This window comes from Saccharopolyspora sp. NPDC000995, assembly GCF_053599315.1.
This window is the reverse complement of sequence record NZ_JBSFLZ010000031.1, coordinates 1-23697: the sequence shown is the minus strand read 5'-3', so window position 1 is coordinate 23697 and position 23697 is coordinate 1. Positions and strand designations below refer to the sequence as shown.

27 protein-coding genes are annotated in these 23697 nt (G+C 67.7%); 14 read left to right on the top strand and 13 right to left on the bottom strand.

The genetic code is table 11. From position 1 onward, the window contains the following. The first annotated feature begins 326 nt into the window (after positions 1-326). On the top strand, positions 327-527 hold the full coding sequence (locus ACWDKQ_RS13420) for a hypothetical protein (protein WP_450139031.1): 201 nt from the start codon (positions 327-329) through the stop codon (positions 525-527). Positions 528-704: 177 nt separating this feature from the next. Here ACWDKQ_RS13420 and ACWDKQ_RS13415 read toward each other — a convergent pair whose 3' ends face one another. Further along, a complete protein-coding gene (locus tag ACWDKQ_RS13415) occupies positions 705-1679 on the bottom strand; it encodes a R2-like ligand-binding oxidase (protein WP_450139030.1) in 975 nt (324 codons plus the stop codon). Positions 1680-1800: 121 nt separating this feature from the next. On the opposite strand from ACWDKQ_RS13415, the gene ACWDKQ_RS13410 reads away from it, so the two are divergent. Continuing rightward, entirely contained in the window at positions 1801-2430 is a 630-nt protein-coding gene (locus ACWDKQ_RS13410) for an HAD family hydrolase (protein ID WP_450139029.1), read from the top strand. A gap of 97 nt (positions 2431-2527) precedes the next feature. On the opposite strand, the gene ACWDKQ_RS13405 is transcribed toward ACWDKQ_RS13410, so the two are convergent. Next, positions 2528-2734, bottom strand: a complete 207-nt coding sequence (locus tag ACWDKQ_RS13405) for a hypothetical protein (RefSeq protein ID WP_450139028.1) — start codon at positions 2732-2734, stop codon at positions 2528-2530. 242 nt (positions 2735-2976) lie between these two features. On the opposite strand from ACWDKQ_RS13405, the gene ACWDKQ_RS13400 reads away from it, so the two are divergent. After that, positions 2977-3369 (top strand): cold-shock protein, encoded by a 393-nt coding sequence (locus tag ACWDKQ_RS13400; protein ID WP_450139027.1) that lies wholly within the window; start codon positions 2977-2979, stop codon positions 3367-3369. Between the two features lie 342 nt (positions 3370-3711). Here the strand turns inward: ACWDKQ_RS13400 and ACWDKQ_RS13395 are convergent, their stop codons facing one another. The 4 genes from ACWDKQ_RS13395 to ACWDKQ_RS13380 all read right to left on the bottom strand — a co-directional run bounded on the left by ACWDKQ_RS13395 (position 3712) and on the right by ACWDKQ_RS13380 (position 7298). Continuing rightward, on the bottom strand, positions 3712-4188 hold the full coding sequence (locus ACWDKQ_RS13395) for a DUF2771 family protein (RefSeq protein ID WP_450139026.1): 477 nt from the start codon (positions 4186-4188) through the stop codon (positions 3712-3714). Positions 4189-4197: 9 nt separating this feature from the next. Then, entirely contained in the window at positions 4198-5913 is a 1716-nt protein-coding gene (locus ACWDKQ_RS13390) for an MFS transporter (protein WP_450139025.1), read from the bottom strand. Between the two features lie 267 nt (positions 5914-6180). Beyond that, positions 6181-6366 carry a hypothetical protein gene (locus tag ACWDKQ_RS13385; protein WP_450139024.1) on the bottom strand — a complete coding sequence of 62 codons (186 nt, stop codon included), beginning with the start codon at positions 6364-6366 and terminating at the stop codon, positions 6181-6183. A 113-nt stretch (positions 6367-6479) separates the two neighbouring features. After that, positions 6480-7298 carry a glutaminyl-peptide cyclotransferase gene (locus tag ACWDKQ_RS13380; protein WP_450139023.1) on the bottom strand — a complete coding sequence of 273 codons (819 nt, stop codon included), beginning with the start codon at positions 7296-7298 and terminating at the stop codon, positions 6480-6482. Here ACWDKQ_RS13380 and ACWDKQ_RS13375 point away from each other — a divergent pair. Together ACWDKQ_RS13375 and ACWDKQ_RS13370 are read left to right on the top strand one after the other, a co-directional pair. Further along, a complete protein-coding gene (locus ACWDKQ_RS13375) occupies positions 7182-8240 on the top strand; it encodes a DUF3027 domain-containing protein (RefSeq protein WP_450139022.1) in 1059 nt (352 codons plus the stop codon). The genes ACWDKQ_RS13380 and ACWDKQ_RS13375 overlap by 117 nt on opposite strands. Then, on the top strand, positions 8237-11215 hold the full coding sequence (locus ACWDKQ_RS13370) for a sacsin N-terminal ATP-binding-like domain-containing protein (RefSeq protein WP_450139021.1): 2979 nt from the start codon (positions 8237-8239) through the stop codon (positions 11213-11215). Before ACWDKQ_RS13375 ends, ACWDKQ_RS13370 begins: the two co-directional genes overlap by 4 nt. Positions 11216-11220: 5 nt before the next feature. Here ACWDKQ_RS13370 and ACWDKQ_RS13365 read toward each other — a convergent pair whose 3' ends face one another. Together ACWDKQ_RS13365 and ACWDKQ_RS13360 are read right to left on the bottom strand one after the other, a co-directional pair. Then, positions 11221-11454, bottom strand: a complete 234-nt coding sequence (locus ACWDKQ_RS13365; protein WP_450139020.1) for a DUF397 domain-containing protein — start codon at positions 11452-11454, stop codon at positions 11221-11223. After that, positions 11444-12295: a helix-turn-helix domain-containing protein gene (locus tag ACWDKQ_RS13360; RefSeq protein ID WP_450139019.1), complete on the bottom strand. Its 852-nt coding sequence runs from the start codon at positions 12293-12295 to the stop codon at positions 11444-11446. Before ACWDKQ_RS13360 ends, ACWDKQ_RS13365 begins: the two co-directional genes overlap by 11 nt. Before the next feature lie 113 nt (positions 12296-12408). Here ACWDKQ_RS13360 and ACWDKQ_RS13355 point away from each other — a divergent pair, with 113 nt between their 5' ends. From ACWDKQ_RS13355 to ACWDKQ_RS13340, 4 genes are all read left to right on the top strand, one after another. After that, positions 12409-12621: a hypothetical protein gene (locus tag ACWDKQ_RS13355; RefSeq protein WP_450139018.1), complete on the top strand. Its 213-nt coding sequence runs from the start codon at positions 12409-12411 to the stop codon at positions 12619-12621. A 63-nt stretch (positions 12622-12684) separates the two neighbouring features. Next, positions 12685-12984, top strand: coding sequence for a hypothetical protein (locus ACWDKQ_RS13350; protein WP_450139017.1), 300 nt, complete (start codon positions 12685-12687; stop codon positions 12982-12984). A 139-nt stretch (positions 12985-13123) separates the two neighbouring features. After that, entirely contained in the window at positions 13124-13363 is a 240-nt protein-coding gene (locus ACWDKQ_RS13345; protein WP_450139016.1) for a hypothetical protein, read from the top strand. A gap of 116 nt (positions 13364-13479) precedes the next feature. Then, positions 13480-14904 carry an outer membrane protein assembly factor BamB family protein gene (locus ACWDKQ_RS13340; RefSeq protein WP_450139015.1) on the top strand — a complete coding sequence of 475 codons (1425 nt, stop codon included), beginning with the start codon at positions 13480-13482 and terminating at the stop codon, positions 14902-14904. A gap of 74 nt (positions 14905-14978) precedes the next feature. Here ACWDKQ_RS13340 and ACWDKQ_RS13335 read toward each other — a convergent pair whose 3' ends face one another. Genes ACWDKQ_RS13335 through ACWDKQ_RS13325 form a run of 3 tightly spaced genes read right to left on the bottom strand, consistent with a single transcriptional unit; the run spans position 14979 to position 17269 of the window. Next, a complete protein-coding gene (locus ACWDKQ_RS13335; protein WP_450139014.1) occupies positions 14979-16223 on the bottom strand; it encodes a PPE domain-containing protein in 1245 nt (414 codons plus the stop codon). Between the two features lie 47 nt (positions 16224-16270). Continuing rightward, positions 16271-16843: a DUF3558 domain-containing protein gene (locus ACWDKQ_RS13330; RefSeq protein ID WP_450139013.1), complete on the bottom strand. Its 573-nt coding sequence runs from the start codon at positions 16841-16843 to the stop codon at positions 16271-16273. A 12-nt stretch (positions 16844-16855) separates the two neighbouring features. Next, positions 16856-17269, bottom strand: a complete 414-nt coding sequence (locus tag ACWDKQ_RS13325) for a hypothetical protein (RefSeq protein ID WP_450139012.1) — start codon at positions 17267-17269, stop codon at positions 16856-16858. A gap of 267 nt (positions 17270-17536) precedes the next feature. Between ACWDKQ_RS13325 and ACWDKQ_RS13320 the strand changes: the two genes are divergently transcribed. Then, the gene (locus tag ACWDKQ_RS13320) at positions 17537-17806 is read left to right on the top strand and encodes a hypothetical protein (protein ID WP_450139011.1); all 270 of its coding nucleotides are present in this window, start codon (positions 17537-17539) and stop codon (positions 17804-17806) included. Continuing rightward, the gene (locus ACWDKQ_RS13315; RefSeq protein WP_450139010.1) at positions 17803-18411 is read left to right on the top strand and encodes a hypothetical protein; all 609 of its coding nucleotides are present in this window, start codon (positions 17803-17805) and stop codon (positions 18409-18411) included. The genes ACWDKQ_RS13320 and ACWDKQ_RS13315 overlap by 4 nt, the downstream gene beginning before the upstream one ends. 56 nt (positions 18412-18467) lie before the next feature. Here ACWDKQ_RS13315 and ACWDKQ_RS13310 read toward each other — a convergent pair whose 3' ends face one another. Together ACWDKQ_RS13310 and ACWDKQ_RS13305 are read right to left on the bottom strand one after the other, a co-directional pair. Then, complete coding sequence (locus tag ACWDKQ_RS13310) at positions 18468-19256, bottom strand: ESX secretion-associated protein EspG (protein WP_450139009.1); 789 nt, start codon at positions 19254-19256, stop codon at positions 18468-18470. A gap of 103 nt (positions 19257-19359) precedes the next feature. Next, complete coding sequence (locus ACWDKQ_RS13305) at positions 19360-19653, bottom strand: DUF2530 domain-containing protein (protein WP_450139008.1); 294 nt, start codon at positions 19651-19653, stop codon at positions 19360-19362. A gap of 90 nt (positions 19654-19743) precedes the next feature. Here ACWDKQ_RS13305 and ACWDKQ_RS13300 point away from each other — a divergent pair, with 90 nt between their 5' ends. The 3 genes from ACWDKQ_RS13300 (at position 19744) to ACWDKQ_RS13290 (ending at position 23302) form a co-directional block, all read left to right on the top strand. Further along, positions 19744-21210: an NCS2 family permease gene (locus ACWDKQ_RS13300; protein WP_450139007.1), complete on the top strand. Its 1467-nt coding sequence runs from the start codon at positions 19744-19746 to the stop codon at positions 21208-21210. Between the two features lie 263 nt (positions 21211-21473). Further along, positions 21474-21908: a MarR family winged helix-turn-helix transcriptional regulator gene (locus ACWDKQ_RS13295; protein ID WP_450139006.1), complete on the top strand. Its 435-nt coding sequence runs from the start codon at positions 21474-21476 to the stop codon at positions 21906-21908. A 32-nt stretch (positions 21909-21940) separates the two neighbouring features. Beyond that, on the top strand, positions 21941-23302 hold the full coding sequence (locus tag ACWDKQ_RS13290) for an MFS transporter (RefSeq protein WP_450139005.1): 1362 nt from the start codon (positions 21941-21943) through the stop codon (positions 23300-23302). The last annotated feature ends 395 nt before the right edge of the window (positions 23303-23697 follow it).

Sequence of the window (23697 nt, the reverse complement as noted above, 5' to 3'; positions counted from 1 at the left end):
GGCCAAAGGAATCCCGAATCCGACGACGGTCACCGCTGTTCGTGGTGAGCTCGGCAGCAGTGGGGGCGTCGGTGGCGTGCAGGCGAACAGTTTCGTGCCCGATGCGTCCATCGTGGCCAGCTTGACGCAGTCGAAGGTGAGTCAGCCGACACGAGGGTGGTCGAAACACCCGGCGGCTGCTGCCGAACTCGGGGATGTCCTGATTTGCCACCCCCCGCCCAGGCGTTCGCCGTCGGGTCAACCTGCTTGTGCAGTGCTGGTGTCAATGTTGTTGTTGGTGCAGAACGCTCCGGCACGTCCTCGGCACCTGGCTGGACGGGCAGGAGGTGCACCGCTGCGCCGACCTCGCTGCGCTAGTCGGTGTGCAAGGCGACATCGAAGGCATGACCCTCTACGCGGGGCAGGCTGCTGCGCTGGTGTGCAGGACCCAGCCCGCCGCCGACATCGCCGCCGACACACCGAGGCCGAAGCTGCTCGGGCGCTGGCCCGCCTCACCCCCTGAGCAGCTGCCGAGAAGTTGGAGGTGACGGGCGCCTCGCACCGGGCGAACCGGCCGCACGGATTGCGGTTCGCGCGACACAGACGCCCGGATGTGGTGTTCTCGCAGGAAAACGCCGCCTCCCGAGCCCGCCGCCGCTAGGCACCGGTCCGCGCCCAAGTCGCCGTTTGGCGCAGACGTGAGAAGGTGCACTGCAGTCCGGGAATCAGCCCTTGCCGTCGAGCTTGGCGAGTTCGGCGGCGTCTTCGGCGCCGAACTGGTTCTCCAGCTGCTCCGGGGAAGCGTCGACGTCGATCTGGGCCAGCGGCACGCCGCGGGCGCTGGAAATCGCGCCGAGGCGACGGGTCGCGCGGTCCGAGGCGTAAGCCGTGAGTTCATCCATGTCCAGGTCGAAGGGCAGCACCTCGGGCGCGTCCTCCGGCTTCCACTGGACCTGGGTGATGGCGTGCGGCAGTAGCCGGCCCATCTGGTCCTGCACCACGTCCCAGTTGCGCTCGTCGGCGGCGACGTGGCGGCGGCAGGTGAACGTGCCCCACGCCATGTGGCGGCGCTCGTCGTCGCCGATGCGCCGGATGGCCTCCTGCATGCCGGGCAGGATGCCGCGGCTGACGCAGATCTTGTGCCAGGCGTAGTAGCCGGTCAGGGCCAGCGTGCCCTCCACGACGTGGTTGTAGGTGACCGACGCGCGTACCTGGTTCTCCGGGCTGGGGTCGTCGTGCAGCGCGTGCAGCGACTCGGGCAGTGCCCGGTAGAAGATCTCGCGGTAGCCGGGGTTCGCCTCGACGAGCCCGTGCAGGTCTTCGGTGAGTTCGATCGCGTCCATCCAAAGGCGGAACACCTGGGTGTGCTTGGCCTCTTCGAAAACGAACTGGGTCAGGTACATCTCGTCGCCGAACCGACCCTCGGCGGCCATCGCGGCCACGAACGGCTGGAGGTCCTGGGTCACGGCCTCTTCGCCGGCGATGAACTGCGCGCAGAGGCCGGCCACACTGCGTTGCTCGTACTCGTTGAGCCGCTGCCAGTCCTCGGTGTCCTTGCTGAAGTCGATGTCGGCGGGGTTCCAGAAATTGGAGTTGCCCTTGTTGAACAGGCGCAGCGGCAGCGAGTCCCAGTTCAGTCCGCTGGCCCGAAGGGTGTGGAAGCCTTCGCGATGGGCGGGGTGCGCGGTGGTGCTCGTCATTGAACGACTCCAGCTCGCCGGAATGTGAGAAATATTACGACATGGTTTTCGGTACTGCATAGTTTCGGGTCAAGGGTTTCGGAGTCGGGCGGCGAGTCCGCTCGCACGTAGGGTGACGCGCGTGGCAGAACAGCACAGCGCCCCGACCGTCGGTTTCGACCTGGACATGACTCTGATCGACCCGCGCCCCGGGATGGTGCGCGCCATCGAAGCACTGAACGCGGAGTTCGCGTTGTCACTGGACGGCGAGGCCTTCGCCGCGCACCTGGGGCCGCCGCTGGCCGACACGATGCGCGGATACGGCTTCGACGAGCCGATGGTCGAGCGGCTGGTGAACCACTTCCGCGAGATCTACCCGTCGGTGGTGGTCGGGGTGACCGAGCCGATGCCGGGTGCCGCGCGAGCGCTGGACGCGGTCCGCAAGGCAGGCGGGCGCACGCTGGTGATCACCGGGAAGTACGAGCCGAATGCGGCCTTGCACCTCAAGGCGTTCGGCTGGGACGTCGACCTGCTCGCCGGCGACGTCTTCGCTGCGGCGAAGGGCGAGGTTCTGCGAGAGGAGGGCGCGACGATCTACGTCGGCGACCACCTCGGCGACATCGTTGGCGCGAAGACCGCGGGAGCGGTCGCCGTCGGCGTGGCCACCGGCCCCTACGGCGTCGACCAGCTGGTGGAAGCCGGTGCCGACGTCGCGCTGCGCGACCTCACAGAGTTCCCGGAGTGGCTCGCGCAGCACGCCCGGTCGTGCTGAGGCGCCTGGAGGAGTAGGAGGCGATTTCGCGCAGAATCGCCGACTCGGGACCCTTGCGCCGGGACCCATGTGCCAGGCGTGGTCCCGCATGGCGGATTCAGCGCCTGCGGTTGCGGAAAATGGTCGCAACCACGCCGAGGATCAGGCCAGCCGGGCACAGCAGGGTGGCGAGGTTCAGCAAGATCGGCAGGTTCTGGTAGCCGGCGGCGGCCAGCCCGAAGATCATGATGATCGCCAGTAGGCCCAGCCCGAACAGGGCCATCGAGACCGGGAGCACTGCGGATCTGGACGTTGCACTAGCCATGCTGAGCAGCGTATTCACGGACTGAGCCGGGTGCCGCAGCGGGCCTTGGTCAATAAGGCCGAGTGTTATCGGCTGGTTACGCGGTACGCTTGGCGTGACGCGTCCCGGCGCGCCCAACTGTGTGGCGTATTCGGGGCGCTTTCGTCGTGCCGGGGTCGTTCGGTCCCGCTCGGCGGAGAAGACAAGGACGACCGAGGACCCGGAGACCGGGCCAGCGCATTCGACAGGGAACGGTGAGGACAGTGCCTACCGGCAGGGTCAAGTGGTTCGACGCGGAGAAAGGCTTCGGCTTCCTGACCCAGGACGGTGGGGAGGACGTTTACGTGCGGTCCTCCGCGCTGCCGTCCGGCGTGGACGCGCTCAAAACCGGCCAGCGCGTCGACTTCGACATGGCGCAGGGGCGCCGCGGTCCGCAGGCTCTCAAGGTGCAGCTGCTGGACCCACTGCCGTCGGTGGCGGAGGCGCGCCGCCGCCCCGTCGACGAACTGCACGGCATGGTCGAGGACATGATCAAGCTCCTGGAGCTGAAGGTCCAGCCCGACCTGCGCCGCGGTCGCTACCCGGACCGCAAGGTGGCCAAGCGCATCGGCGAGGTCGTGCGCGCGGTCGCCCGCGAGCTCGATCCAGGCAACTGACGAACGTCGCGGAGGCCGGGCGCATCGCGGTGCGCCCGGCTTCTTTATGCCCTTCGGCGGGTGTTCGTCGTGGTCGGTCGGCAGATCCGGCGAGGGTGCCTGGATTCCTAGATTCACCTGCGTGCAAGCCAAGATCATCGCGCTCGCGGTGACGCTCGGGATCTCGCTCGGCCCGGCCACCGCGCACGCCGCGCCAGAGCCGACCGCGCCCGCCATCGACGAGTACCTGACAAACGCGCTGGAATCCACCGGCGCGCCCGGGTTCGCGGTCGTGGTCACCAACGACGACAGGGTCGTGCACGCCGCCGGTCACGGCCACGACTCCGGAGGGCAGCCGCGCCGTCACGCGTGGGCGTTCAGGATCCAGGTGCCGCCGATGCCGAAGTCGACACCGCCGTCCGTGCCCTGGGTCAGCACCGCCGAGAATTGCTGGACCTCCACGTGCTCCAGCCGGGTGCCGTCCGGCGGCGCCTGCAGCGTGTAGGCGTGGCGCTCGTTGGGGCGGAAGACCGCGCTACGGCCGTCCAGCTCCTTGCCGTTCGTGCCGCGGTAGATGAACACCACCTGCCACGGCGTGGCGGCGACCTCGCCGGGCACCGAGATCTGCAGCGGATCGTTGTCCGGTACGCGCAGGTTGCCGACGGTGTTTTCCGACGGCGTCACGCAGTTCTGGCCCGTCGCGTCGCAGAGCTGGGCGGGGTTGACAGCCACCGAGTTCCCGTGCGAGTAGAAGGTGACCTGCGGTTCGCTGGGTGCGGCACAACCGGCGATGAGCGCGATGCCCGCCGCCGGCAGCAGCGGCTTCAGTCCACGATGCACGGTTCGAGCCTACGACTTGGCCCTGGATCGTGCGGTGACCGGTGCGGCCCGGCGCCGGATGCGGGGCAGCAGCGTGCCGTCGCGTCCGGCGACGATCGTCTGCGTCAGCACCAGCGCCAGCACAGCGGAGACGACGGCGAACCCGATCCAGTAGACCGGTGGCAGCAAGACGCCCAGCGCGCCGCCGAAGACCCAACTGAGCTGCAAGATCGTCTCCGACCGGCCGAACGCCGAGGCCCGCGAAGCCTCCGGCATGTCGTGCTGGATCACCGCATCCAGGCCGACCTTGGCCAGCGCGCTCGCCGTCGCACCCACCAGGCCGACCACCACCGCGAGCGGCAGCCCGGCCAGCACGGCCGCGCACACGGCGACGGCCAGCGCGCTGCCCAGGCAGGCGATGATCAACCGGTCCGGCTTGCCGAAGTGCATCTTCGAACCGAGCCCATTGCCGAGGAAGCTGCCGACCCCGGCCGCGCCGCCTACCAGGCCGAGCAGCACCAGTTGCATGAACGGCCCGTGCTCGGTGCCCTGCTTGATCACGAACGCCGCGAAGAGCGTCAGGAACCCGGTCAGCACCCGGATGCCGCCGTTGCCCCACAGCGCCACGATCACGTGCCCGCTCAGCGGGACCTTCTTGGTCTGCTCCGGGTGCGCGCCGATCGACGTCGCGACCTCGCCCTCGGTGCGCTCCACCCAGCCGGGAATCCGCAGGCACAGCCACACGCCGCCGACGGCCATCGCGGCCATGAACCACAGCGCGCCCTCTGAACCCAGCAGCCAGGCGAAGCCGGAGGCGATCGCCCCGAAGATCCCGCCCGCGGCCATGCCGAACGCGGTCAGCCGGGAGTTGGCCTTGGTCAGCGTGATCTGCGACGGCAGCACCCGCGGTGTCATCGCCGCCTTGAGCACCCCGAAAGACTTCGACAGGACCATGCAGCCCAGCGCCGCCGGGTACAGCAACCAGCTGTTGAAGTTCAGCGCCATCACGGCCGAAAGCAGCACCCGGACCGCGAACGACGCGGCGAGCGCGATGCGGCGGCCCTGCTGCAGCCGGTCCAGCGCCGGCCCGATCACCGGGGCGATCACCGCGAACGGAGCGACCGTGATCAGCAGGTAGAGCGCGACCTTGTCCTTGCTCTCGCCGGTGGCGGCGGAGAAGAAAAGCGTGTTGGCCAGCGCGACCGCCATCGCGGCGTCCACCGCGTAGTTGCCCATCACGGCATAGGTGAACTTCGCGAGCCCGGACCGGTCGGCGCCATCGGCGTGCGCGAGCGAGAAGAACACCCGCATCGCGCGTTGCGTCAGGTCCCGGCTGCGCCACGCGGCGACACGGGTGACGGTCAGCTTCTGGGGCGGCGCGGTACCGCGGGGCTTCTCCGGTCCGGGCTGTTCGGGGTCTTGCGCGCGGCCGGGGTCGTCTCCGGGCAGCGGCGGCAACCCCCGGGCGCTGCTGCGCGGGCGCTCGTAATCCGGATCCTCCTCCCACGGGTACCGCCGCTCGCCTTGCCGGGAACTCGCACCGGAACCCCGCCGCTCGCCCCTGCTCGACGCCTCGAACCGGTGCTCGGCGCGCTGCTCGTGGTTCGGATCGGTGCGCTGCGCCGATCCGTGCTCGGCCTCCCGGCCGCCTTCGGCGTACCAACCGCGCTTGCGGCGCCGCCCGGCGGCCCAGCCCGATCGGCCGCGCGAGGCGTCCGACCGCTGGTCATGGCGTCGCAAACACATGCCGTTCATCCTGCCTCACCCGCCTCCGGCCGATCGGGCCTCCGCCGGATTTCGGCGGTCCCACGGTTAAAGAGGAAGGAACCCGCCCGTCAGATACACCCAGACACCATCGAGCGACACCAACGCCCAAAACCACCCCCGTCCGGGTGGTTCAAAGCAACTCCGGAGCCCCGTGAGTACGTTTCGGAGCCATAGAGCAGCCATAGAGAGCACCCAAAACGCGCACGGCCGATGCCCCGCGGATACAGCCCCGACGCCGTGCACCGGCTATGGGGCGTGTTCCTGCCCGCCCTTCGCGAGCACGTAGGCGACCGAATCGTGTTCGTCGACCGCGTCCCAGTCGGCATCGGTGAAGGTCAATCCCGCCAGGCGGGCGTCGAACGCGTCGGGCATCCGCGGATCGTGCTCCTGCACCGAGAACTCCCGGTCCAGCGAGAACTGCGGTCCGCTCACGGCGCCGACGACTCGCTAGATCACGTCGAAGTCCATGCCGGTGCCGAGCACGCAGAGCACGTGAAGCGGCGCGAAGCCCCCTTGATCATCCAATGCGCCGACCGTACTAATGATCACTCCGGTACGAAGCGAACTCGGAAAATCGACGGCCAGTACTTCCCGGTGAGCAGGAACTCGTCGGTGCCGGGCACGGCGGCGATGCCGTTGAGCACATCGGTGCCCGCCCGCTGCCGGGGGCTCAGCAGCCCGGACGCGTCCACCACGGCGGTCACCTGCCCGTTCGACGGGTCGATGCGCAGGATCTCGTCGCTGCCCCACACGTTCGCCCAGACCTGCCCGCCGACGCACTCCAGTTCGTTCAGCTCGTCGGCCGCGGACCCCCCGAGCCGCACGTCGACCCCGCCGATCGGGGCGAAGGTCACCGGGTCCCGGAAGGTCAACCGGTCGCTGCCGTCGCTCATCACCAGCCGCGCCCCGTCGAAGCACAGGCCCCAGCCCTCGCCGGAGTACTCCACTCGGCGCAGCTCCGCCAGTGACTCCCGATCGCGCTCCAGCGCAACCCCTTCCTGCCAGGTGAGCTGCCAGATACGGTCACCCGTGACGGTGATGCCCTCACCGAAGAGTTCGGCCGGGAGTCGGGTTTCGCGGCGCACCTCGCCGGTAGGGAGGTCGGTGGCGCGCAACAGCGACTCGCCGTGCAGGCCGGTCCCTTCGTAGAGGGTGCCGGCGGTGAGTTCGAGGCCCTGAGTGAATGAGGAGCGGTCGTGCGGGAGCACGGAGATCACCTCCGCTCGAAGGTGTGGCAGGCTTCCGGCGTGCCCAACGCCCTGATCGGTTTGCTCGCGGTTGTCCTGGCCGTCGTGCTGCGCTGGTACCTGCGGCGCGCACGCCACCAGACCCAGCCCGATTGTGAGCACCCCGCCGCACAACACACGACGAGTCAGGAGGAGTCGCACCCCGAAAGCCTGACACGGCCGACGGCGGCGACGACCACGTACGGCACAATCGAGCATGTGACGCCTATGCCTGCTCCGATGACCAGCCCAGGCGCGGGTGCCCCGTTCCAGGACGCCGGGCTGCCTGCGCCCGTGCCGCCGAACCCGGAGCTCGCCGCCGCGGAGGACGTCGCCCGAGCTGCGGCGGAGGACGAGGCGCGGCCCGGGGACGACCCGATCGGCTCGCCGGTGCTGACCCTGGACACCGAGGCTGCGGCCCCGGTTGGGGCGCACGTCGGTGTCGAGCCGGAGGGCCCGCACGCGGTCACGCACTACTTCGAGTCGAACTACCCGGGCTACGTCGGGTGGCGCTGGGCGGTCACCGTCGCCAGCGTCGGGCCAGGCGAGCCGGTGACGGTCAGCGAGGTCGTGCTGCTGCCGGGTCCGGACGCGTTGACCGCGCCGGACTGGGTGCCGTGGCACCAGCGGGTGCGCCCAGGTGACCTCGGCGCGGGTGACCTGCTGCCGACCCCCGTGGACGACCCGCGGCTGTCGCCCGGCTACCTGGCCAGCGACGACCCGGCGGTGGAGGAGGTCGCCCACGAGGTGGGCCTCGGCCGCAAGCGGGTGCTGAGCCTGGAGGGGCGGCTGGAGGCCGCCGACCGCTGGTACAGCGGCGACTTCGGGCCGCGCTCCGAGATCGCCCGGTCGGCCCCGGGGGCCTGCGGTACCTGCGGTTTCTTCCTGAAGCTGGCGGGTTCGATGGGCGGTGCGTTCGGCGTCTGCGCCAACGAGCTCGCGCCCGCGGACGGCCGCGTGGTCAGCGTCGAATTCGGTTGTGGCGCGCATTCCGAGGTCGAGGTGGACACCTCGTCGACGGTGCCGGTGGCCGAGGTCGTCTACGACGACGCCACCCTGGACTTCGAGCCGCGCGGGTGAGCGGAGCGGACCCCTTCGGCGTGGCCGAGCTCCGGCAGGCCGTGCTGCAGTCCTGGGAGGCTTCGCCAACCAGGTTCCGAGAGGACGCCAACGCCGAGGAGGACCTCCGGCTCGGCGGTTACCGCGACCGGCTGCTGGTCGAGTTGGCCCAGAACGCGGCGGACGCGGCGGGCACCGGTGGTGTGCTGCGGGTCGAGTTCGTCGGCCGCGAACTGCGGGTGGCCAACACGGGTGCGCCGCTGACCGCGGACGGTGTGGCGGGTCTGGCTTCGCTGCGCGCGTCGGCCAAGCGCGAGGGCGTGTCGGTCGGCCGGTTCGGGGTCGGGTTCGCCGCGGTGCTGGCGGTGTCGGATGAACCGCGGATCGTGTCGACGTCCGGCGGGGTGACGTTTTCCGCGGAGCGGACCAGGGCAGCGGCGGCGGAGCTGCCGGGCCCGGCCGAGGAGTTGGCGGCGCGTGAGGGAGTGGTGCCGATCCTGCGGCTGCCGTGGGCGATCGCCGACGAGCCGCCGACGGGTTTCGACACCGAGGTGCGGCTGCCGCTGCGCCCCGAGGTGGACGCGGACGCGCTGCTGGAGGCGTTGACCGACCAGGTCCCCGATCTGCTGATCTCGTTGCCTAGGTTGACCGAGATCCGGGTCGGCGAGAAGACATGGCGGCGCGACGACGAAGCCGATGACCGGTTCGTCGTGCACGGCCCGATGCGCAGCGACCGGTGGCTCGTGCACCGCGCAGCAGGCAGGTTGAGCGAGATGGCGCTGGCGGGTCTGGGCGTCGAGGCCCGGCATGCCACGGAGTGGCACGTGACCTGGGCGGTTCCGCTGGACGAGTACGGCACGCCGATCGCGCTGGCCGAGGACGTGCTGCACGCCCCGACCCCGACCGAAGAGCGGCTATCGTTGCCCGCGCGGCTGCTGGCAAGTGTGCCGATGGAGCCAGACCGGCGCCGGGTTGCGGCATCGGCCGCCACGGACGCGGTGCTGACGTTCGCGGCCGAGTGCTATCCCACGCTGGTCGGCAAGATCGCCGCAGAGCACCGCACGGCGCTGGTGCCGCTTCCGGGCTTCCCGCTGTCCGATGTGGACGACAAACTGCGGCAGGGCGTGAACGACCGGCTGCGCGTCGCGGCGTGGCTGCCCGCCGCTAGCGGGAAACTGTTGGCGCCGCTGGAATCCCGGGTTCTCGAATATGTCTCGCCGGAGCTCGTGGAGCTGCTCAGGGACGTGGTTCCCGGCCTGCTCACGGCGGATCTGGCCGACGCCCACCACCGCAGGTCGCTGCACGTGCTGGAGATCCGGCGGCTCGCCGCGGCGGAGATCGTCGATGCGGTCACGGGTCTGAAGCGCCCGCCGCACTGGTGGCACCGCCTCTACGACGCGCTAACCCCGATCGAAGGCGCGGATCCCTTGGCACGCGAGGAGTTCTCCGCGCTGCCGGTACCGCTGGCGGACGGTCGCACGGTCACCGGTGTGCGGGATGTCCTGCTGAGCCACCGAGATGCGGACCCAGACCCGGCGGCGCTGCTGTCCACACTGGACATCTCGGGTCTGCGCATCGCGCACCCCGAAGCGACGCATCCGCTGCTGGAGAAGCTCGGCGCGCACCCGGCCGGCCCGGCGGAGCTGCTCGACGCCCCGTCGCTGGAGGAGGCGGTGCGCAGCAGCGTCTCCGACGCGCGGTCCGGGGCGGACGTGCAGCCCTTGGCGGAGGCGGTGTTGCGGCTGGTCGCGAGCGCGCAGCCGCGCGACTGGCTGGGCGCGTTGGCGCTGCCCGACGCGGATGGTGACTTCCGCCGGGCGGACGAACTCCTGCTGCCCGATGCGGCGCTGCTGGACGTCATCGACCCCGAGTACATAGGCGAGGACGCGCCGCTCGCGGTGCTGGACGAGGACTTCGCGGCCGACCGGCCGGCGGACCTGCTGCGGTCGATCGGCGTGCTGGACGGCTTCGCGGTGCACGTCGAGGAAGACCCGGTCGAAGCGGATGACGACTTCCCCGACTCGCACCACTGGTGGGCGGAGCAGCAAGCCGCGCAGCCCGAGAACTGGCCGCCCGCCAGGTTCATGGGCATCCGCGACCTCGACCTGGTCGCCGACGACGCCTGGCCGGCGGCGATCCGGTTGCTGGTGCGAAACCCGGACACCCTGCGGGCACTGCGCGAACCGCGCAGCTACTCGGCCTGGTGGATCGCGCGCTACGCGCTGCTCGAAGGACACCCGCCCAAGCACTGGCGCCTCGCTGTGGCAGAAGAACTCGCGGGCTTGTACGACGTGGTGCCCGATGTCGAGCTCGACGACGAGCACCTGCGCATCGCGGGTGTGCGCAGCGAGCTCGTCATCGAGGACGCCGACGACGTCGAAGACCTGCTGGAACGACTCGGTGACCCGGACCGCGCGGTGCGCGCCGGAACGGCGCTGCGCGCGCACCAAGCGCTGGCGGACGCGGTTGCGGGCGGCGTCGTGGACGCGGGCGAGTTCGACCCGCCGGAGATGGTGCGTTCGGTCTCCGGTGCGGTGGTCAGCACCGGGCGAGCGGTGGTGCTCGACGAGCCGTGGATGCTGGGAGTGCTGGAAGCGCCGCTGGTGATCGCGGGCGGCAGCCCGGACCAGTTCGACGCGGAGGCGCTGGCGGAACTCCTGGACCTGCCGCTGGCGTCCGAGGAGAACACGATGCAGGTGGTGGGCCCGGGCCGCCTCCAGCGCTGGCCGGAGGTGGCACGCGTCCGGGCTGCCTGCGAACTCCTCGGAATCACGTTGCCAACGGGCGAGGTAACCATCCACGACGTGCTGAAAGTCAGGTCCTCGACCGGAGAACATCGCGTCCACTGGTGGGTCGAAAGCACAGGAAAGCTCCACGTGGAGCGAACCCCGGACGGCCTAGCCCGAGCCCTCGCCTGGGCATCGGGAGCCTGGAACGAGAGGTTCGCCCTGATGGCCCTGCTAGCCGACCCGGAAGCGGCAACCCTCCTGCGCTGAGCGGCTCAACGGAACCGCTCAGCCTTCACGGCGGCTAAGAACCGCCCCCAGGTCGGCTGCCCGAACACCAAGGTCCCACCATTCCGATCCTTCGTGTCCCGAACCCCGACCAGGTCGGGCCCTGACCCGACCTCAACGCAGTCGCTTTCCTCGCCGCTATAGCTGGACTTCCGCCATCCGACCTCGACGCAGTCGGATTCGACGCCGCTGTAGCTGGACTTCCGCCACTCAAAGAGCATCTCGATCGTGTCCTTCCAGCGCGTTCGCGCAAGCCAAGATGAGGTCTGCAGAATCTGCTGGGCTCAAAGCCGCTTTCTCAACAGTAGATGCGGCTTCGAGGTAGAGGAAGGTGTCCGCGGCATCATCGATGAAGACTCCAGAGCGGCGATGCTCCAGATGAACTATCGGTCGCTGCCGTTGGAACTCAAGGATCAGGTTGCTTCCGTTCATCCCGTGATGCTCACCTGCGGCGTAGGGGACGATCTGGACGATGATGTGTGTCCGCTCACTCATGCGCGCAACGTGGCGAAGCTGTTCTGCCATCACAGCGCCTCCGCCCACCGGGCGGTGAAGTATCGACTCATCGATGAGAGCGTGCAGCGTGACTGGCTTTGACCGAGTCAGGATGCTCTGTCGGCCAAGTCGCAGCGATACTCGTGACTCCACTTCACTTTCGGACAGTCCGCCGTTGCGGATGACTGCTCGCGCGTAGTCGGCCGTTTGCAGCAGCCCGGGGACGAACCCGAGTGCAACGTTCGTGATCCTGGTGGCGACGCGTTCGAATTCGAGCAGTGAAGCCAGCTGAGACGGCAGCCCGCTGTAGCCGATCTCCCACCAGTTCGGCTGGTGCGCATCATGAGCCAGCTCCAGCAGGCGCTTTCGTTCATCGCCTTTGATGCCAAGGGTCCCCAGGATGATGGCTATCTCAGTGTCGGTCGGAATCTTGTCACCCGATTCGATCCGTCCGAACGTTGCCCTTGACCAGCCGCAGAGTTCGGCCAATTCCTCAAGTCGCAGGCCAGCGTTCTTGCGCAGATTGCGTACTTCGGCGCCGAGTCCGCGAGAACGTGCAGTTGTCATATGACCACGCTATTTCAGGCGCTGAGACAGCGCCATTACACAATTCGGTGAACAAGATTGCTTGGAATGTTTTGGGACGGTCTCATTGACGCAGAAACCCGGAAGGAACCCCCATGGCTGACTACTTGACCTACGTCTGGCGCCCCGTCACCGGTGGTCGTCACGCGTTTCCCATCGCAGCAACGAAAGCCCCCGACCTGGACCGAGTAAGGGCGTTTTGCGGAGCAGAAGCGGATGCGGCGGAGCTGCACGATCGGTCCGAAGTGGACTGGATCCGCGAGGACACCTGCATGCGCTGCTGGCACACCCTCACCACCCGCCTGTAACACCCCAGGGACAAGCGATTTCGCGCGAAATCGACCCGCCCGCACTTCGGAAGGAACCTCACCATGTTCTGGATTCAATTCAGCACGTTCGTCCTGTTCAACATGCTGATCGTTGCCATGCTCGCCACCCAGTTGCCCGCGAGAGTCATCGCTTTCTCAACGGGCCAGCACGCCGGAGGCGGCGAAGGCGCTTACACGGTCTGGCACCTCATAGCCGACATCGAAGCCGAAACCCGCGCCGCGACAGAAGAACACCGCGCGGAACAAGAACATCCCCACATACAACCGGGATTCCCCACCGCAGACCCGGACGAGCCCGGCGACTGCGATGCGCCGACCGGGCGGCACCACCTCCGCACCTGATTCGAAAAAATCACCCAGACCGGGTTGGTGTGGTGTCCTTCCCCGACCTCCGCCGCACCAGCCCTTCCCCGGTGACCGGGCGCGAATGTCCCTCCCCGCGCGCCCGGTCACCGACCACCTGTGCTTCGGGAAGAACGCGATGACGCATTCAGAAGACGAGTCGAACGTCAAGATCGGACGCTGGGCCGCCTTCGGCTACCAGAACCACGTGATTCCGGACGATGACCCGCGGCGCGATGGGCCGGATCTGATCGCGGTGTGCGGCGTCATGACGGCTCCCGAGGACATAGGCGGCAGAGACCAGCGCCTCACCTGCTCCGTCTGCGCGACAGAGGTCCGAAGTGGACGAGTCGAGGTCCGTCCGGTGACCGTCGGCTGAAAGCCGCTTTTCCGACATCTAGGTCCTGCATAATGCCGTCCGGCCTGATCGCTGGCCGTTTGGGGGAGTGCTCCGAGTTCTGCGAGAGCACGTTCATGCGAGGGGAGCATGTCCGAGTGAATTATCAAGGCTGGCCCGAAAACCACGGCCGACAATCCTACCCACAGCAGCCGTACCCGCCGCAGTACCCGGCCGGGCCAGCGCCGATGCCGCCCAAGAAGCGCCGGACATGGGTTCCGTTCCTGATCGTCGGGCTCGTCGTGGTTCTGGTCGGCGGCGGAGTAACCGGCTGGTTGGCGTTGCGCGCCAGATACGGACCGAGGGGCGAGGACCAGCGGCCGTCGGCGGCGCTGCTCTGGAAAGCGCGCCCGGTGATGGAGGATAAGCCCTTCAACAGCTGGGCTTCTGACGGCATCGTCGCGGTGATGCACGAAGACTGGCTCGACGCGTTCCACGCCGACACCGGCGAAAAAGCCTGGGACATGGAACCGCCGCTGCGGCCCGGGGACGATGCCAAGCTGAGCCGGTTCTGCGGCATGAGCCACGAAGTCAAAAACGGCCTCGGCGTGATCGCCTATGGCCCGTACAAGAAAGACACCTACGGCGGCACCGGCTGCTCGACGATCGCCGTCGTCGACGTCAAGACCGGCGCCATCAAGCGGCAGTTCGACCTGCCAGTAGTCGAGAACCGAGGCGCCACGAACTTCACCGACCCGGAAATCGTCGGTGACCTGGTTGTGTTCGCGCTGCATGACGTCGTCTACGGCATGAGCCTGGCCGATGGGAAAGAAGTCTGGCGGTACGACCAGGAGCCGGGCCGCTACTGCAAACTTTGGGGGCCCGCCATCAGCGAGCGAACGTTGGTGTATCCGATCTACTGCCCGCTCGGCGAGGAGTCCCGCGAGCTGCTTTTTCTCGACCCCTCGACCGGGAGCGTGAAGGGCAGGACCCGGGTCGAAACGGATAGCCGTGTTAGCGTGATCGCGGCCGATCCGCCGATCGTGTCGGTCAACTCCAGCGTGGAAGACCCGGGGAGCCTGCTCGTCTTCGACGACACGGGACGCCAGGTGGCCGAGATTCCGGCGAACCTGCCCGCTGGACGGCTCAACGTCAATCCCGTTGACTCAAGCGTGGAAAACTCGGCCCGCCATGGGTATCCGATCATGATCAAGGATGGAATGCTGATCGGAGAGACGTGGTCAACCTCGGTCACCGCGTACCGGGAAACCAACAAGATCGTCGCGGTGGACCTGAAAACCGGCCAGCAGCACTGGGATGTCACCCTCGGGCCGAAGATCACGGGCAGACCGTTCGCCGTTACGGACCACAGTGTGCTCGCGATCAACGAGCACACGTATGAGAATCCGTCGCAGGTGTTCGAGATTCCGCTCAACGGCGGAAGCCCCAAACCGATCAGCGGGCTGTTTCCGGATCTGAACACCTTGATATTCAATTACAACCTGCATTGGTGCAAGGGCGTGGTTTACGGCGCGTACATGGGCCCCGGCGCTGCTCCAACGCCGATCTTCGCAGTGCGGTAACAGCTAAAAGCGCTGACCGCGCACCGGATTCGGTGCGCGGCCAGTTTGCTTCAGTCGACTTCAGCGGGTGTTGGTCACTCGCCGAAGACCGGCGGGGCGACCCTGGGGAGGCCCAGGTCTTCCCAAGCCTCATCCGTGTCAACCCAGTACTTGTCCTCGTGCTCCATGTCTTCCTCGCTCTCCTTGCCCCGGCCGCGGCCAGCAGCACCGGCGCCCATGCCACCCGCGCCACCACGACCGGCCGCGCCAGCACCACCGGCACCGCCAGCACCAGAGCCGAGACCTCCGAGGCCGGCGCGCCCACCAGCACCCAGACCCGCACGGCCGCCAGCGCCACCGGCACCGAGCCCACGACCAGCCCCAGCTCCAGCGCCGGAGCCGCCGCCGAGGCCGGGTCCGCCGGGCATCATCCCGAACCCGGGACCGCCGGTGTTCGGACCCATACCGGGGCCGGTGTTCACGGGCAAGCCCGGACCATTGGGAACAGGCGGAGAAGACCACTGCGAAGTGCTCTGCGACGGAGTCGTGCTGTAGTCGCCGGTGCCGGTGCCGGTGCCGGTGCCGGTGCCGGTGCCGGTGCCGCTGTGACCGCTGCCACCGGTGCCGCTGACCCAGCTGCCGCCGCCACCGCCGCCGCCCGGCGTGCCGCCGCCACCGGGGATGCTGGAACTGTTCGGCATCCTGCCGACCGCCGGGTTCGTACCAGTGCTGTCCCCGCCCTGGTCGTACGCCATCTCCGGGGCCTTCGGGTAGAACGCGAGGTTCTGCGAGACGTTCGTGGTGCTCTGGCTGTAGTTGTCGTAGTGCTGCTTGGCTTCCTGAGCCTTCTCAGTGGCCTCGCGCTCCTGCTTCTGCAGGTCCGTCTCGCCACCGATCAGCCAAGCGCCGCCCTTCTCAAGTAGGTTGTCGGTCGCAGTGACCTCCACCGGCTCGGGCATGCTGTTCTTGACGGTGCCGAAGTTGTGGACCTGCTGCTCAGCCGAGTCGCCAACCGACGTCGAAACTTCCTTCGCGTCGCGGATGTAACTCGTCATCGGGCTGAGCTTGTTGCCATGCTCTTCGGCTGCCTGGCCGGCCCAGGCAAGGCCCGCCTTGGTGTTGGCAGTGTCGAGGTCACTGGCAACCTGATCAAACAGGTCGGCGATCTCGCCCTTCCAGTCGCGGACGGACTTAGACAGATCGTTGGCGCCCTTGCCCTCATGGAGCTGCCGGTACTTCTCCGGGTGGTTGAAGCCCACCTTCTGCATGATCTCGTCCGTGTTACCACGGTCCGATTCACGTGTGAGCAGATAGCCACCCACGATGATCGGTAAAACCACGGTCACACCCCCTTGTTAGTAATCGTCGTCGTGGTACGCGGACGCGATCAGGCGTCCGGGATGTTCTTCAGGACTTCACTGGTGATCTTCTCGGCGTAGCCGCAGGGGTCCTTCATCTCGGGAGTGTCGCCGCCCCGGAGGCTGAAGTTGATCTCGATGGACTGGTCGTCGGCGATCGCAAGCTCGACGCGGCACAGAGTGCTCTGCTCATCGACACGCGCGCCCTGGTAACCATCGACCTGCGTTGGTTTGAAGTTGTCCCTGGAGCCCGAGTTTTCCGTGATCTTTGCCAAGCCTCCGTGCTTGGTGTTGATCGCAACGTTGGTTCGGAAGTTGTCGTTGCGCCAAGAGCACTGAGTTTCGCCGTACTCGGAGATACTGCCTTTGGGTTCACCGCCGCCCCCGAGCTGCGACAACTGGTCAGGTGTCAGCAGACTGCATGCGTCGGAAACAGCCTTGAGATTTTTCGGGTTCTCAACCTTTGGCACCGCCGACGTGGTTGCCGTTGGCGGCTTGGTCTGAGGTGGGGACGGCTGAAATCCTGTCCCTTCGGGCGAACAAGCCGAAACGCCCAAGGTTGCGAACAGGGACAGGGCCGTCAGAGTGGCGCGGCGTTGCACGTGAGATCTTCCTTAAACCTGGCGAATACGGGAGTCTTCGTCAATGTTCTGGTAGTCGCGCGACGCGGCTTGGAGCTGCTCGATCTGCACCTGCAGGCGCTTCTTCGCATCGTCGACGGCCCACGAAAGGCAACCTTCGTTGTGGCCTGCCATATCGCCCAATGCCGACGCTAGACGCTCGCTCACCTCGTCGTCGCCCGGAGGTGCGATCGCCGTCAGCTGCTGAGCCTTTTCCAAGATCTCATCCAGCTTGTCCTGCGCGTCCTTGTACGACGCGATCAGCCCCGGAATCTGCTCGATGTCGACCTGGAACGACGCTGCCTTCGCAGTGCCGCCAGAGTTGATCGCGGTGTGAATCGTCGCTGACCGCGCAACCTTCTGCCCCGCCGTGACGACGGCGTTGCCGACCCCCTCGAAGAATGACACCTCTCACTACCCCCTTTGTCCCCTGACACAGGTACACGTCACGTTTAGCTTGCCAGGTCTGCGCTCATCCGTGCACGGGTGTGACGATCCTCAGTCGAGATCGGTTCCCAACTCGTTGCCTGATTGGTCCTTTTGGCGGAGTGACCTTGGTTGCTGCAGGCCGCCGCCTCGCGCCCGGGACGTTCGCCCTGGCCGAGCCTCTTGCACGGGGGTCGCGGTTCGCGGGCAGACTGGCGCGGCACTCGGTAATCTGGCGAGGACGGTCGGATGAGCTACGGCAGGCGTGGGGCGGAGGATTGGGAGTTCGAGTACGACCCACTGTCGGAGTTCGAGGCCCCTGGGGAGCTGGACGATCCGGCACCTGATGCTGATCCACCTCCCGGCGCTGAGGATGGCACGGCCGACCCTGGCGGTGCCCCAGCCGCCCTCAAGCAGAAGATCCACGATGTGGGCAAGACCTGGTCGCGCTCGGACCGCGAGCTCTCCGATGGCAGCGTCAGCGACGGTGACGGCTCAGATTGGCGAGTCAACCAATGAACGCTGGCGGACCACCACCACGGCAGTATCACTACCGCCCCGTCTCCCCTCGTCACCACCTGTTCATGGTGCTGCCGCCGCGACTCGCGCGAAAGATCCGGTTAACCTGCACCCTGATCGGATCGTTGTCGATGCCTTTGAGCATCATCATCGGAATCCTGATCGTCTGGAGCCGCTACTGGCTCCCCGCGGCTACGGTAGGAACGACGCTTTTCACCGTCGTCATGGGCGGCCTCGCCGCATTCTTCTATTTCTTCTCCGGCATGACCCTGACCACGGGCCGCTCCTTCGTGAACGATGGGTACCTGAACGCGACCTTCGCCACCAATGCGCGCCGAGTGCTCGTCACGCTGTGGAGCGGCACTGTCGTTACGACGGGCATCTCCGTCTTTATCTTCACCGGCACCGTCAACGCATCGAAACGCTGGCCAGCCCACATGCAGCTCGACTACAGCCCGCCGGTCGTCGCCTACCTGGTGCTGCTGGTGGTGCCATGTCTGCTCTCAACCCTCAACATGATCACCGGCTGGCGGCTGCTCCGCCCAGCACGAGGGCTTCTACGCAAATACGGCCCCGGACCCGATAACCGGCCTCCACACCCCTAACTTGACGTCCCATCTGGGAGCCTGATAGTCGCTAGTGGTGAGCGTGACCTTCGTCGCTACCAGGCCGCCTCGCGCTGGGTCTTCGTCGTCAGCTCGCCGAGCACTCGCGTGAACGTGCTCATGTCCGCCCCCGCGAACATCCGCTGCGTTCCGCTGTTGTAGACCGCTGTGCGACCTTGCTCCAGGTCGATGATGCGGAGCGTCTGGTCCCCGCGGCGCTCCCTGCGGCGGTCGCCCCAGATCGTGATGCCGATCTCACCGAGGCCGAGGCGTGGTCCGTCCAGCAGCTGCGTCATCTTGCGGAAGCTCGCCACGTTCACGCCGCGGGCGCGCAGGCTCAGCTCGATCGCTTGCGTGTTCTCGTCGCCGCGGCGGCGCACCTCGGTCATCGCCGCGCGCATCTCCGCCAGGTCGACGCTCAGCGGCGGACGGATCCGGGCCGGCGGGTGCTCCGGTAGCACCGACACCAGGGCCGGGATCAGGTCGTTGGGGTGCACCGGCTCCAGGATGATCCGGTCGCAGTCGACGACCGTGCGCACCGCCGTCTTGTTCGCTTTGGACACCGCCGCGCGCAGCTCGCTGCCCTTCTTGGACGAAAACCGCAGGTCGTACTCGACCGTCGTGTGCGCGTAGGTGCCCAGCAGTTCCATGACGCGGTCGTTCACGCCGCCCGGGTTGATCAGGCCGCGGTCGCGGACCCGCTGTTCGGCTGCGTCGAACTCGCGCGGTATGTCTTTGACGGTTGTCCCGTAGTTGCTGTACGACGCGATCATCGGGATTCGGGTGAGTCCGGCGCGTTCGGCCAGGATCGCGAATTCGAGTCGGTCGACGTCGAGCTTGGGCACTGGTACTGCGCTCCCGCGTTAGGTCAGAGTTGCGCGTCGGATCTGGTGACGACTGTGCAGACTAACCGGTTGCGGGGCCGTTCGGAGCACGAATGGTGCAGGCTCAGCCGTCGAGCCCGGACAGGCCCTTCCAGGCCCCTCGAGAGCCGCGCCGCGCCGCCGAGCGCTGCCAGCGGAACACCCCGTAGCCGATGATGCCGAGCACGCCGCCTGCCAGGCAGGTCCAGAACTGGATCTCCCAGGGGCCGCCGGTCCAGTCACGGATGCCGAACAGGACCGCTCCGGCGAACCACAGCGCCGTGCCGAACAGCACCACCGGGGTCGGGTCCGCCAGTCGCCGCGGCAGCGGCGGGACCGGCCGGTGACCCGGCGCGGAGGGGGCGGATTCGCTGTCCATTGCCACGTCAGGCAGGCTACTCCCGGTAATAAACGCGCGCGCAGGCGCGGTGATCGGCGCGCGCGAAGGCGCGGTGATCGGGAAGTACTGATGGTGGATCAAGACGTTTCCAAGAAGTCGCTGCTGGACGGGTACTTCAAGATCACCGAACGCGGGTCCAGCGTCGGTCGCGAAGTTCGCGGTGGCGTGGTCACCTTCGTCACGGTCGCGTACATCATCGTGCTCAACCCGCTGATCCTCGGCAGCTACTCCGCCGAGGATGCCGGCGCCAAGCGCGACGTGCTCGGCAATATCCTGCCGGTCTCGCAGGTCGCCGCGACCACCGCGCTGGTCGCGGGTGTGATGACGATCCTTTTCGGACTCGTCGCCAACTACCCGTTCGCGATCGCCGCCGGGCTCGGCATCAACACGCTGCTGGCGGTGACCATCGCGCCGCAGGTGACGTGGCCGGAGGCCATGGGCCTGGTGGTGGTGGACGGCATCATCATCCTGATCCTGGTCGCCACCGGCTTCCGGACAGCGGTGTTCAACGCGGTGCCACCCGCGCTCAAGGCCGCGATCGCGGTCGGCGTCGGCGTGTTCATCACCTTCGTCGGCCTGGTCGACTCAGGGTTCGTACGGCGGCTGCCGGACGCGGCCAACACGACGGTGCCGGTGGGGCTGGGCATCGACGGTTCGATCGCCTCTTGGCCGACCGCGGTGTTCGTCTTCGGCCTGGTGCTGACCTCGGTGCTGGTGGCGCGCAAGGTGCGGGGCTCGATCCTGATCAGCGTGGCCGTCACCACAGTGCTGGGGATCATCGTCGAGTCCGTCTTCCACGCGGGCCCGTCGAAGGGCACCAACCCCTACGGCTGGAACCTCGGTTACCCGGCGATCCCGGGGCAGGTCGTCGGGCTGCCGGACCTGTCGCTGGTCGGCGACGTCTCCTTCGGCGCGTGGACACGGCTGCCCGCGCTGGCCGCCGCGATGCTGGTGTTCACGCTGGTGCTGGCGAACTTCTTCGACGCCATGGGCACCATGACCGGGCTCGGCAAGGAAGGCGGGCTCGCCGACAAAGACGGCAACCTGCCGGGCATTGGCAAGGCACTGGCCGTCGAGGGCATCGGCGCGGTCGCGGGCGGCTTGGGCTCGGCTAGCTCCAACACCGTGTTCGTGGAGTCCGCGTCCGGCATCGCGGAGGGGGCGCGGACCGGGCTGGCGAACGTGATCACCGGCCTGCTGTTCCTGGCGGCGATGTTCTTCACCCCGCTCTACCAGGTCATCCCGGTGGAGGCGGCGGCTCCGGCGCTGGTGGTGGTCGGGGCGATGATGCTGACCCAGATCCGGCAGATCGACTTGTCGGACTTCAGCATCGCGCTGCCCGCGTTCCTGACGATCGTGGTGATGCCGTTCACCTACTCGATCGCCAACGGCATCGGCGCGGGTTTCATCAGCTACGTGCTGCTGCAGGTGTTCACCGGCCGCGTCCGCACCGTGCACCCGCTGATGTGGGTCGTCTCGGCGGCGTTCGTGCTCTACTTCTGCTCCGGTCCGTTCCGCGCGCTCTTCGGCATCTGATCTGCCCGCTCCGCTCGGCGTTCGCGCCGGTGAGCGCTTTGTGCCGTTATTGCGCGCTATGGCAGCACAAAGTGCTCACACCTCCTGACCAGGCGGAACCCGCGTCCGCCGGACTTCGGCAGCGCTAGGATGCTCCGATCGCAGTAGTGCGTCGATTGGGTTGCGATCCAGGCTTCGGGGGCGCGACCTGGCTATTGTGGGCGGCCACTGATCCGCGTGATCACTTTGTCCGATTCCCCGAAATAGTTTGGTAGACTAACGACGTGTCCGATATTGCGGAGCGAGAGCGCACCCTGGCGAGTCGTCTGCGCCTCGCGGTCGTTCGCCTGAATCGGCGGCTGCGCGCGCAGAGCGCCGACTCGAAGATCACGCTGTCCCAGCTGTCGGCGCTGTCCTGCCTGCACAAGACCGGTGCGATGACGCCGGGCGAGCTGGCAGCGAAGGAGGGTGTCCAGCCGCCGTCTATGACCAGAGTGATCGCCGCCCTGGAAGACGCCGGGCTGGTCGCCCGTCGAGCCCACCCGACCGATGGCCGGCAGGCCATCGTGGAGCTTACCGAGGCCGGTCGGGCCCGCATAGACGAAGAGGTCTCGGTCCGGGAGCGCTGGCTGGACCAGCAGCTCGTGGACCTGTCCGAAGAGGAGCGCCGGGTGCTGTCCCAGGCGGCCGAGATCATCGACCGACTGGCCAGCCGATGACGAAACGTCAGTGAGAGGCGGTAAGTACGAGCGTGGTTGACCGATCCGCATCGCGCGCGGAAGCGGACCCGAGCGAGGATCCGGGCAACCTCACATCGTCGTCCACATCGGACGGATCCGCCGCCGCCACCGACTCCGGTGGCGGCATGTTCCGCTCCCTGCGGGAGCGAAATTACCGCTACTACGCCTCCGGCCAGGTCGTGTCGCTGACCGGCACGTGGATGCAGCGCGCGGCGCAGGACTGGTTGGTGCTGGAACTCTCCGGCGGCAGCCCCGCCGCGCTCGGCTTGGCGGTCGCCCTGCAGTTCATCCCGACGCTGCTGCTGACACTGTGGGCCGGAGTCGTCGCGGACCGCTTCGACAAGCGGCGCATGCTCATCGGCACCCAGAGCGCGCTGGGCGCGTGTGGGCTGGTGCTCGGGCTGCTAAACGTCACCGGCCTCGTGCAGCTCTGGCACGTCTTCGTGCTGTGCTTCGTGCTCGGGTGCTTCGCGGCGGTGGACGCACCGGTGCGGCAGTCGTTCGTCGTCGAGATGGTCGGGCAAGCGCAGCTCACCAACGCCGTCGCGCTGAACTCGATGACCTTCAACCTGGCCCGCATCGTCGGCCCGGCCATCGCCGGGGTGTTGATCACCGCGATCGGCACCGGCTGGGTGTTCCTGGCCAACGGGTTGAGCTCCGTCGCAGTGGTCGCCGGGCTGGCGCTGATGGATCAAGCGGCACTGCACCGGGTCAAGCCGCCGCCGAAGGAACGTGGCCAACTGCGCGCCGGGCTGCGCTACGTGCGCGGGCGTCCGGATCTGATCGTGGTGATGGTGCTGGTGTTCTGCCTCGGCACCTTCGGCATGAACTTCGAGAGCACGTTCGCGGTGATCGCGCGCAACACCTTCGAGCGGGACGCCGACGGTTACGGCCTGCTGATCACCATGCTCGCGATCGGGACGTTGACCGGGGCGGCGCTGGCGGCCCGCCGAAGTGGGCGCGGAGTGCCGCGGCTGAGGCTGATGCTGCTGGGTGCCGCGGTGTTCGGCGTGCTGGAGGCGGCGGCGTCGCTGATGCCGACCTACGAGCTGTTCGCGGTGGCGCTGATCCCGGTCGGGGTCGCCGTCATGACGTTCACCACCGGTGCGAACTCGACCGTCCAGCTGGCCGTGGAGCCGACCATGCGCGGCCGCGTAATGGGCCTGTACATGCTGCTGTTCCTGGGTGGAAAACCGCTGGGTGGGCTGGCTTCCGGGTGGATCGCCGAGGCGTTCGGGCCACGCTGGCCGATCCTGCTGGGCGGTCTGGCGTCGTTGGCCGCTGCGCTCGGCGGGGCCGCGGTGCTGGCATGGCGTCAGCGCGGTGCTGGTTCGGTGGGCGGAGAGGTTGCCCGATCGCGGAGGTTAGGCTAACCTAAATCATCCGCTTCGTGGTGGGAGCGGTAGTCAGTTCGGGAACGGGTCGGGCCCCGGCCTCCTTCGGGAGACCGGGGCCCGGTCGTCTGCGGGGCCGGAAACGACTTCGGGCCGGAAATGACTTCAGGCCGGAAATGACTTCGGGGCCCTCCCGGAGGAAGGCCCCGAAGCGTCGGCAGTGGGCTTGTCGGAGCACTCACCACCGAGTCCTGGGTGCCGCGCGTCTTTCGGGCAGTTGTGGCTGTTCAACGGACCACGGCTAATGACCGGCGAGAACTGTCGGCGCGGTGGTTCGGCCCGTCAGGCGTTGGGGAGACGGAGGCCGTTGTAACCGGCGCGGGCGTCGGCGAAGCGCGCGGCGACCTCGTCCCAGTCGACCACGTTCCACAGGT

Bases quoted from the DNA above. Each gene is read 5' to 3' on its own strand.
- ACWDKQ_RS13355 (WP_450139018.1), top strand. From the start codon at position 12,409: ATGGCTGACTACTTGACCTACGTCTGGCGCCCCGTCACCGGTGGTCGT.
- ACWDKQ_RS13305 (WP_450139008.1), bottom strand. From the start codon at position 19,653: ATGGACAGCGAATCCGCCCCCTCCGCGCCGGGTCACCGGCCGGTCCCG.
- ACWDKQ_RS13390 (WP_450139025.1), bottom strand. From the start codon at position 5,913: ATGTGTTTGCGACGCCATGACCAGCGGTCGGACGCCTCGCGCGGCCGA.
- ACWDKQ_RS13315 (WP_450139010.1), top strand. From the start codon at position 17,803: ATGAACGCTGGCGGACCACCACCACGGCAGTATCACTACCGCCCCGTC.
- ACWDKQ_RS13415 (WP_450139030.1), bottom strand. From the start codon at position 1,679: ATGACGAGCACCACCGCGCACCCCGCCCATCGCGAAGGCTTCCACACC.
- ACWDKQ_RS13345 (WP_450139016.1), top strand. From the start codon at position 13,124: ATGACGCATTCAGAAGACGAGTCGAACGTCAAGATCGGACGCTGGGCC.
- ACWDKQ_RS13360 (WP_450139019.1), bottom strand. From the start codon at position 12,295: ATGACAACTGCACGTTCTCGCGGACTCGGCGCCGAAGTACGCAATCTG.
- ACWDKQ_RS13365 (WP_450139020.1), bottom strand. From the start codon at position 11,454: ATGCTCTTTGAGTGGCGGAAGTCCAGCTACAGCGGCGTCGAATCCGAC.
- ACWDKQ_RS13350 (WP_450139017.1), top strand. From the start codon at position 12,685: ATGTTCTGGATTCAATTCAGCACGTTCGTCCTGTTCAACATGCTGATC.
- ACWDKQ_RS13300 (WP_450139007.1), top strand. From the start codon at position 19,744: ATGGTGGATCAAGACGTTTCCAAGAAGTCGCTGCTGGACGGGTACTTC.
- ACWDKQ_RS13320 (WP_450139011.1), top strand. From the start codon at position 17,537: ATGAGCTACGGCAGGCGTGGGGCGGAGGATTGGGAGTTCGAGTACGAC.
- ACWDKQ_RS13405 (WP_450139028.1), bottom strand. From the start codon at position 2,734: ATGGCTAGTGCAACGTCCAGATCCGCAGTGCTCCCGGTCTCGATGGCC.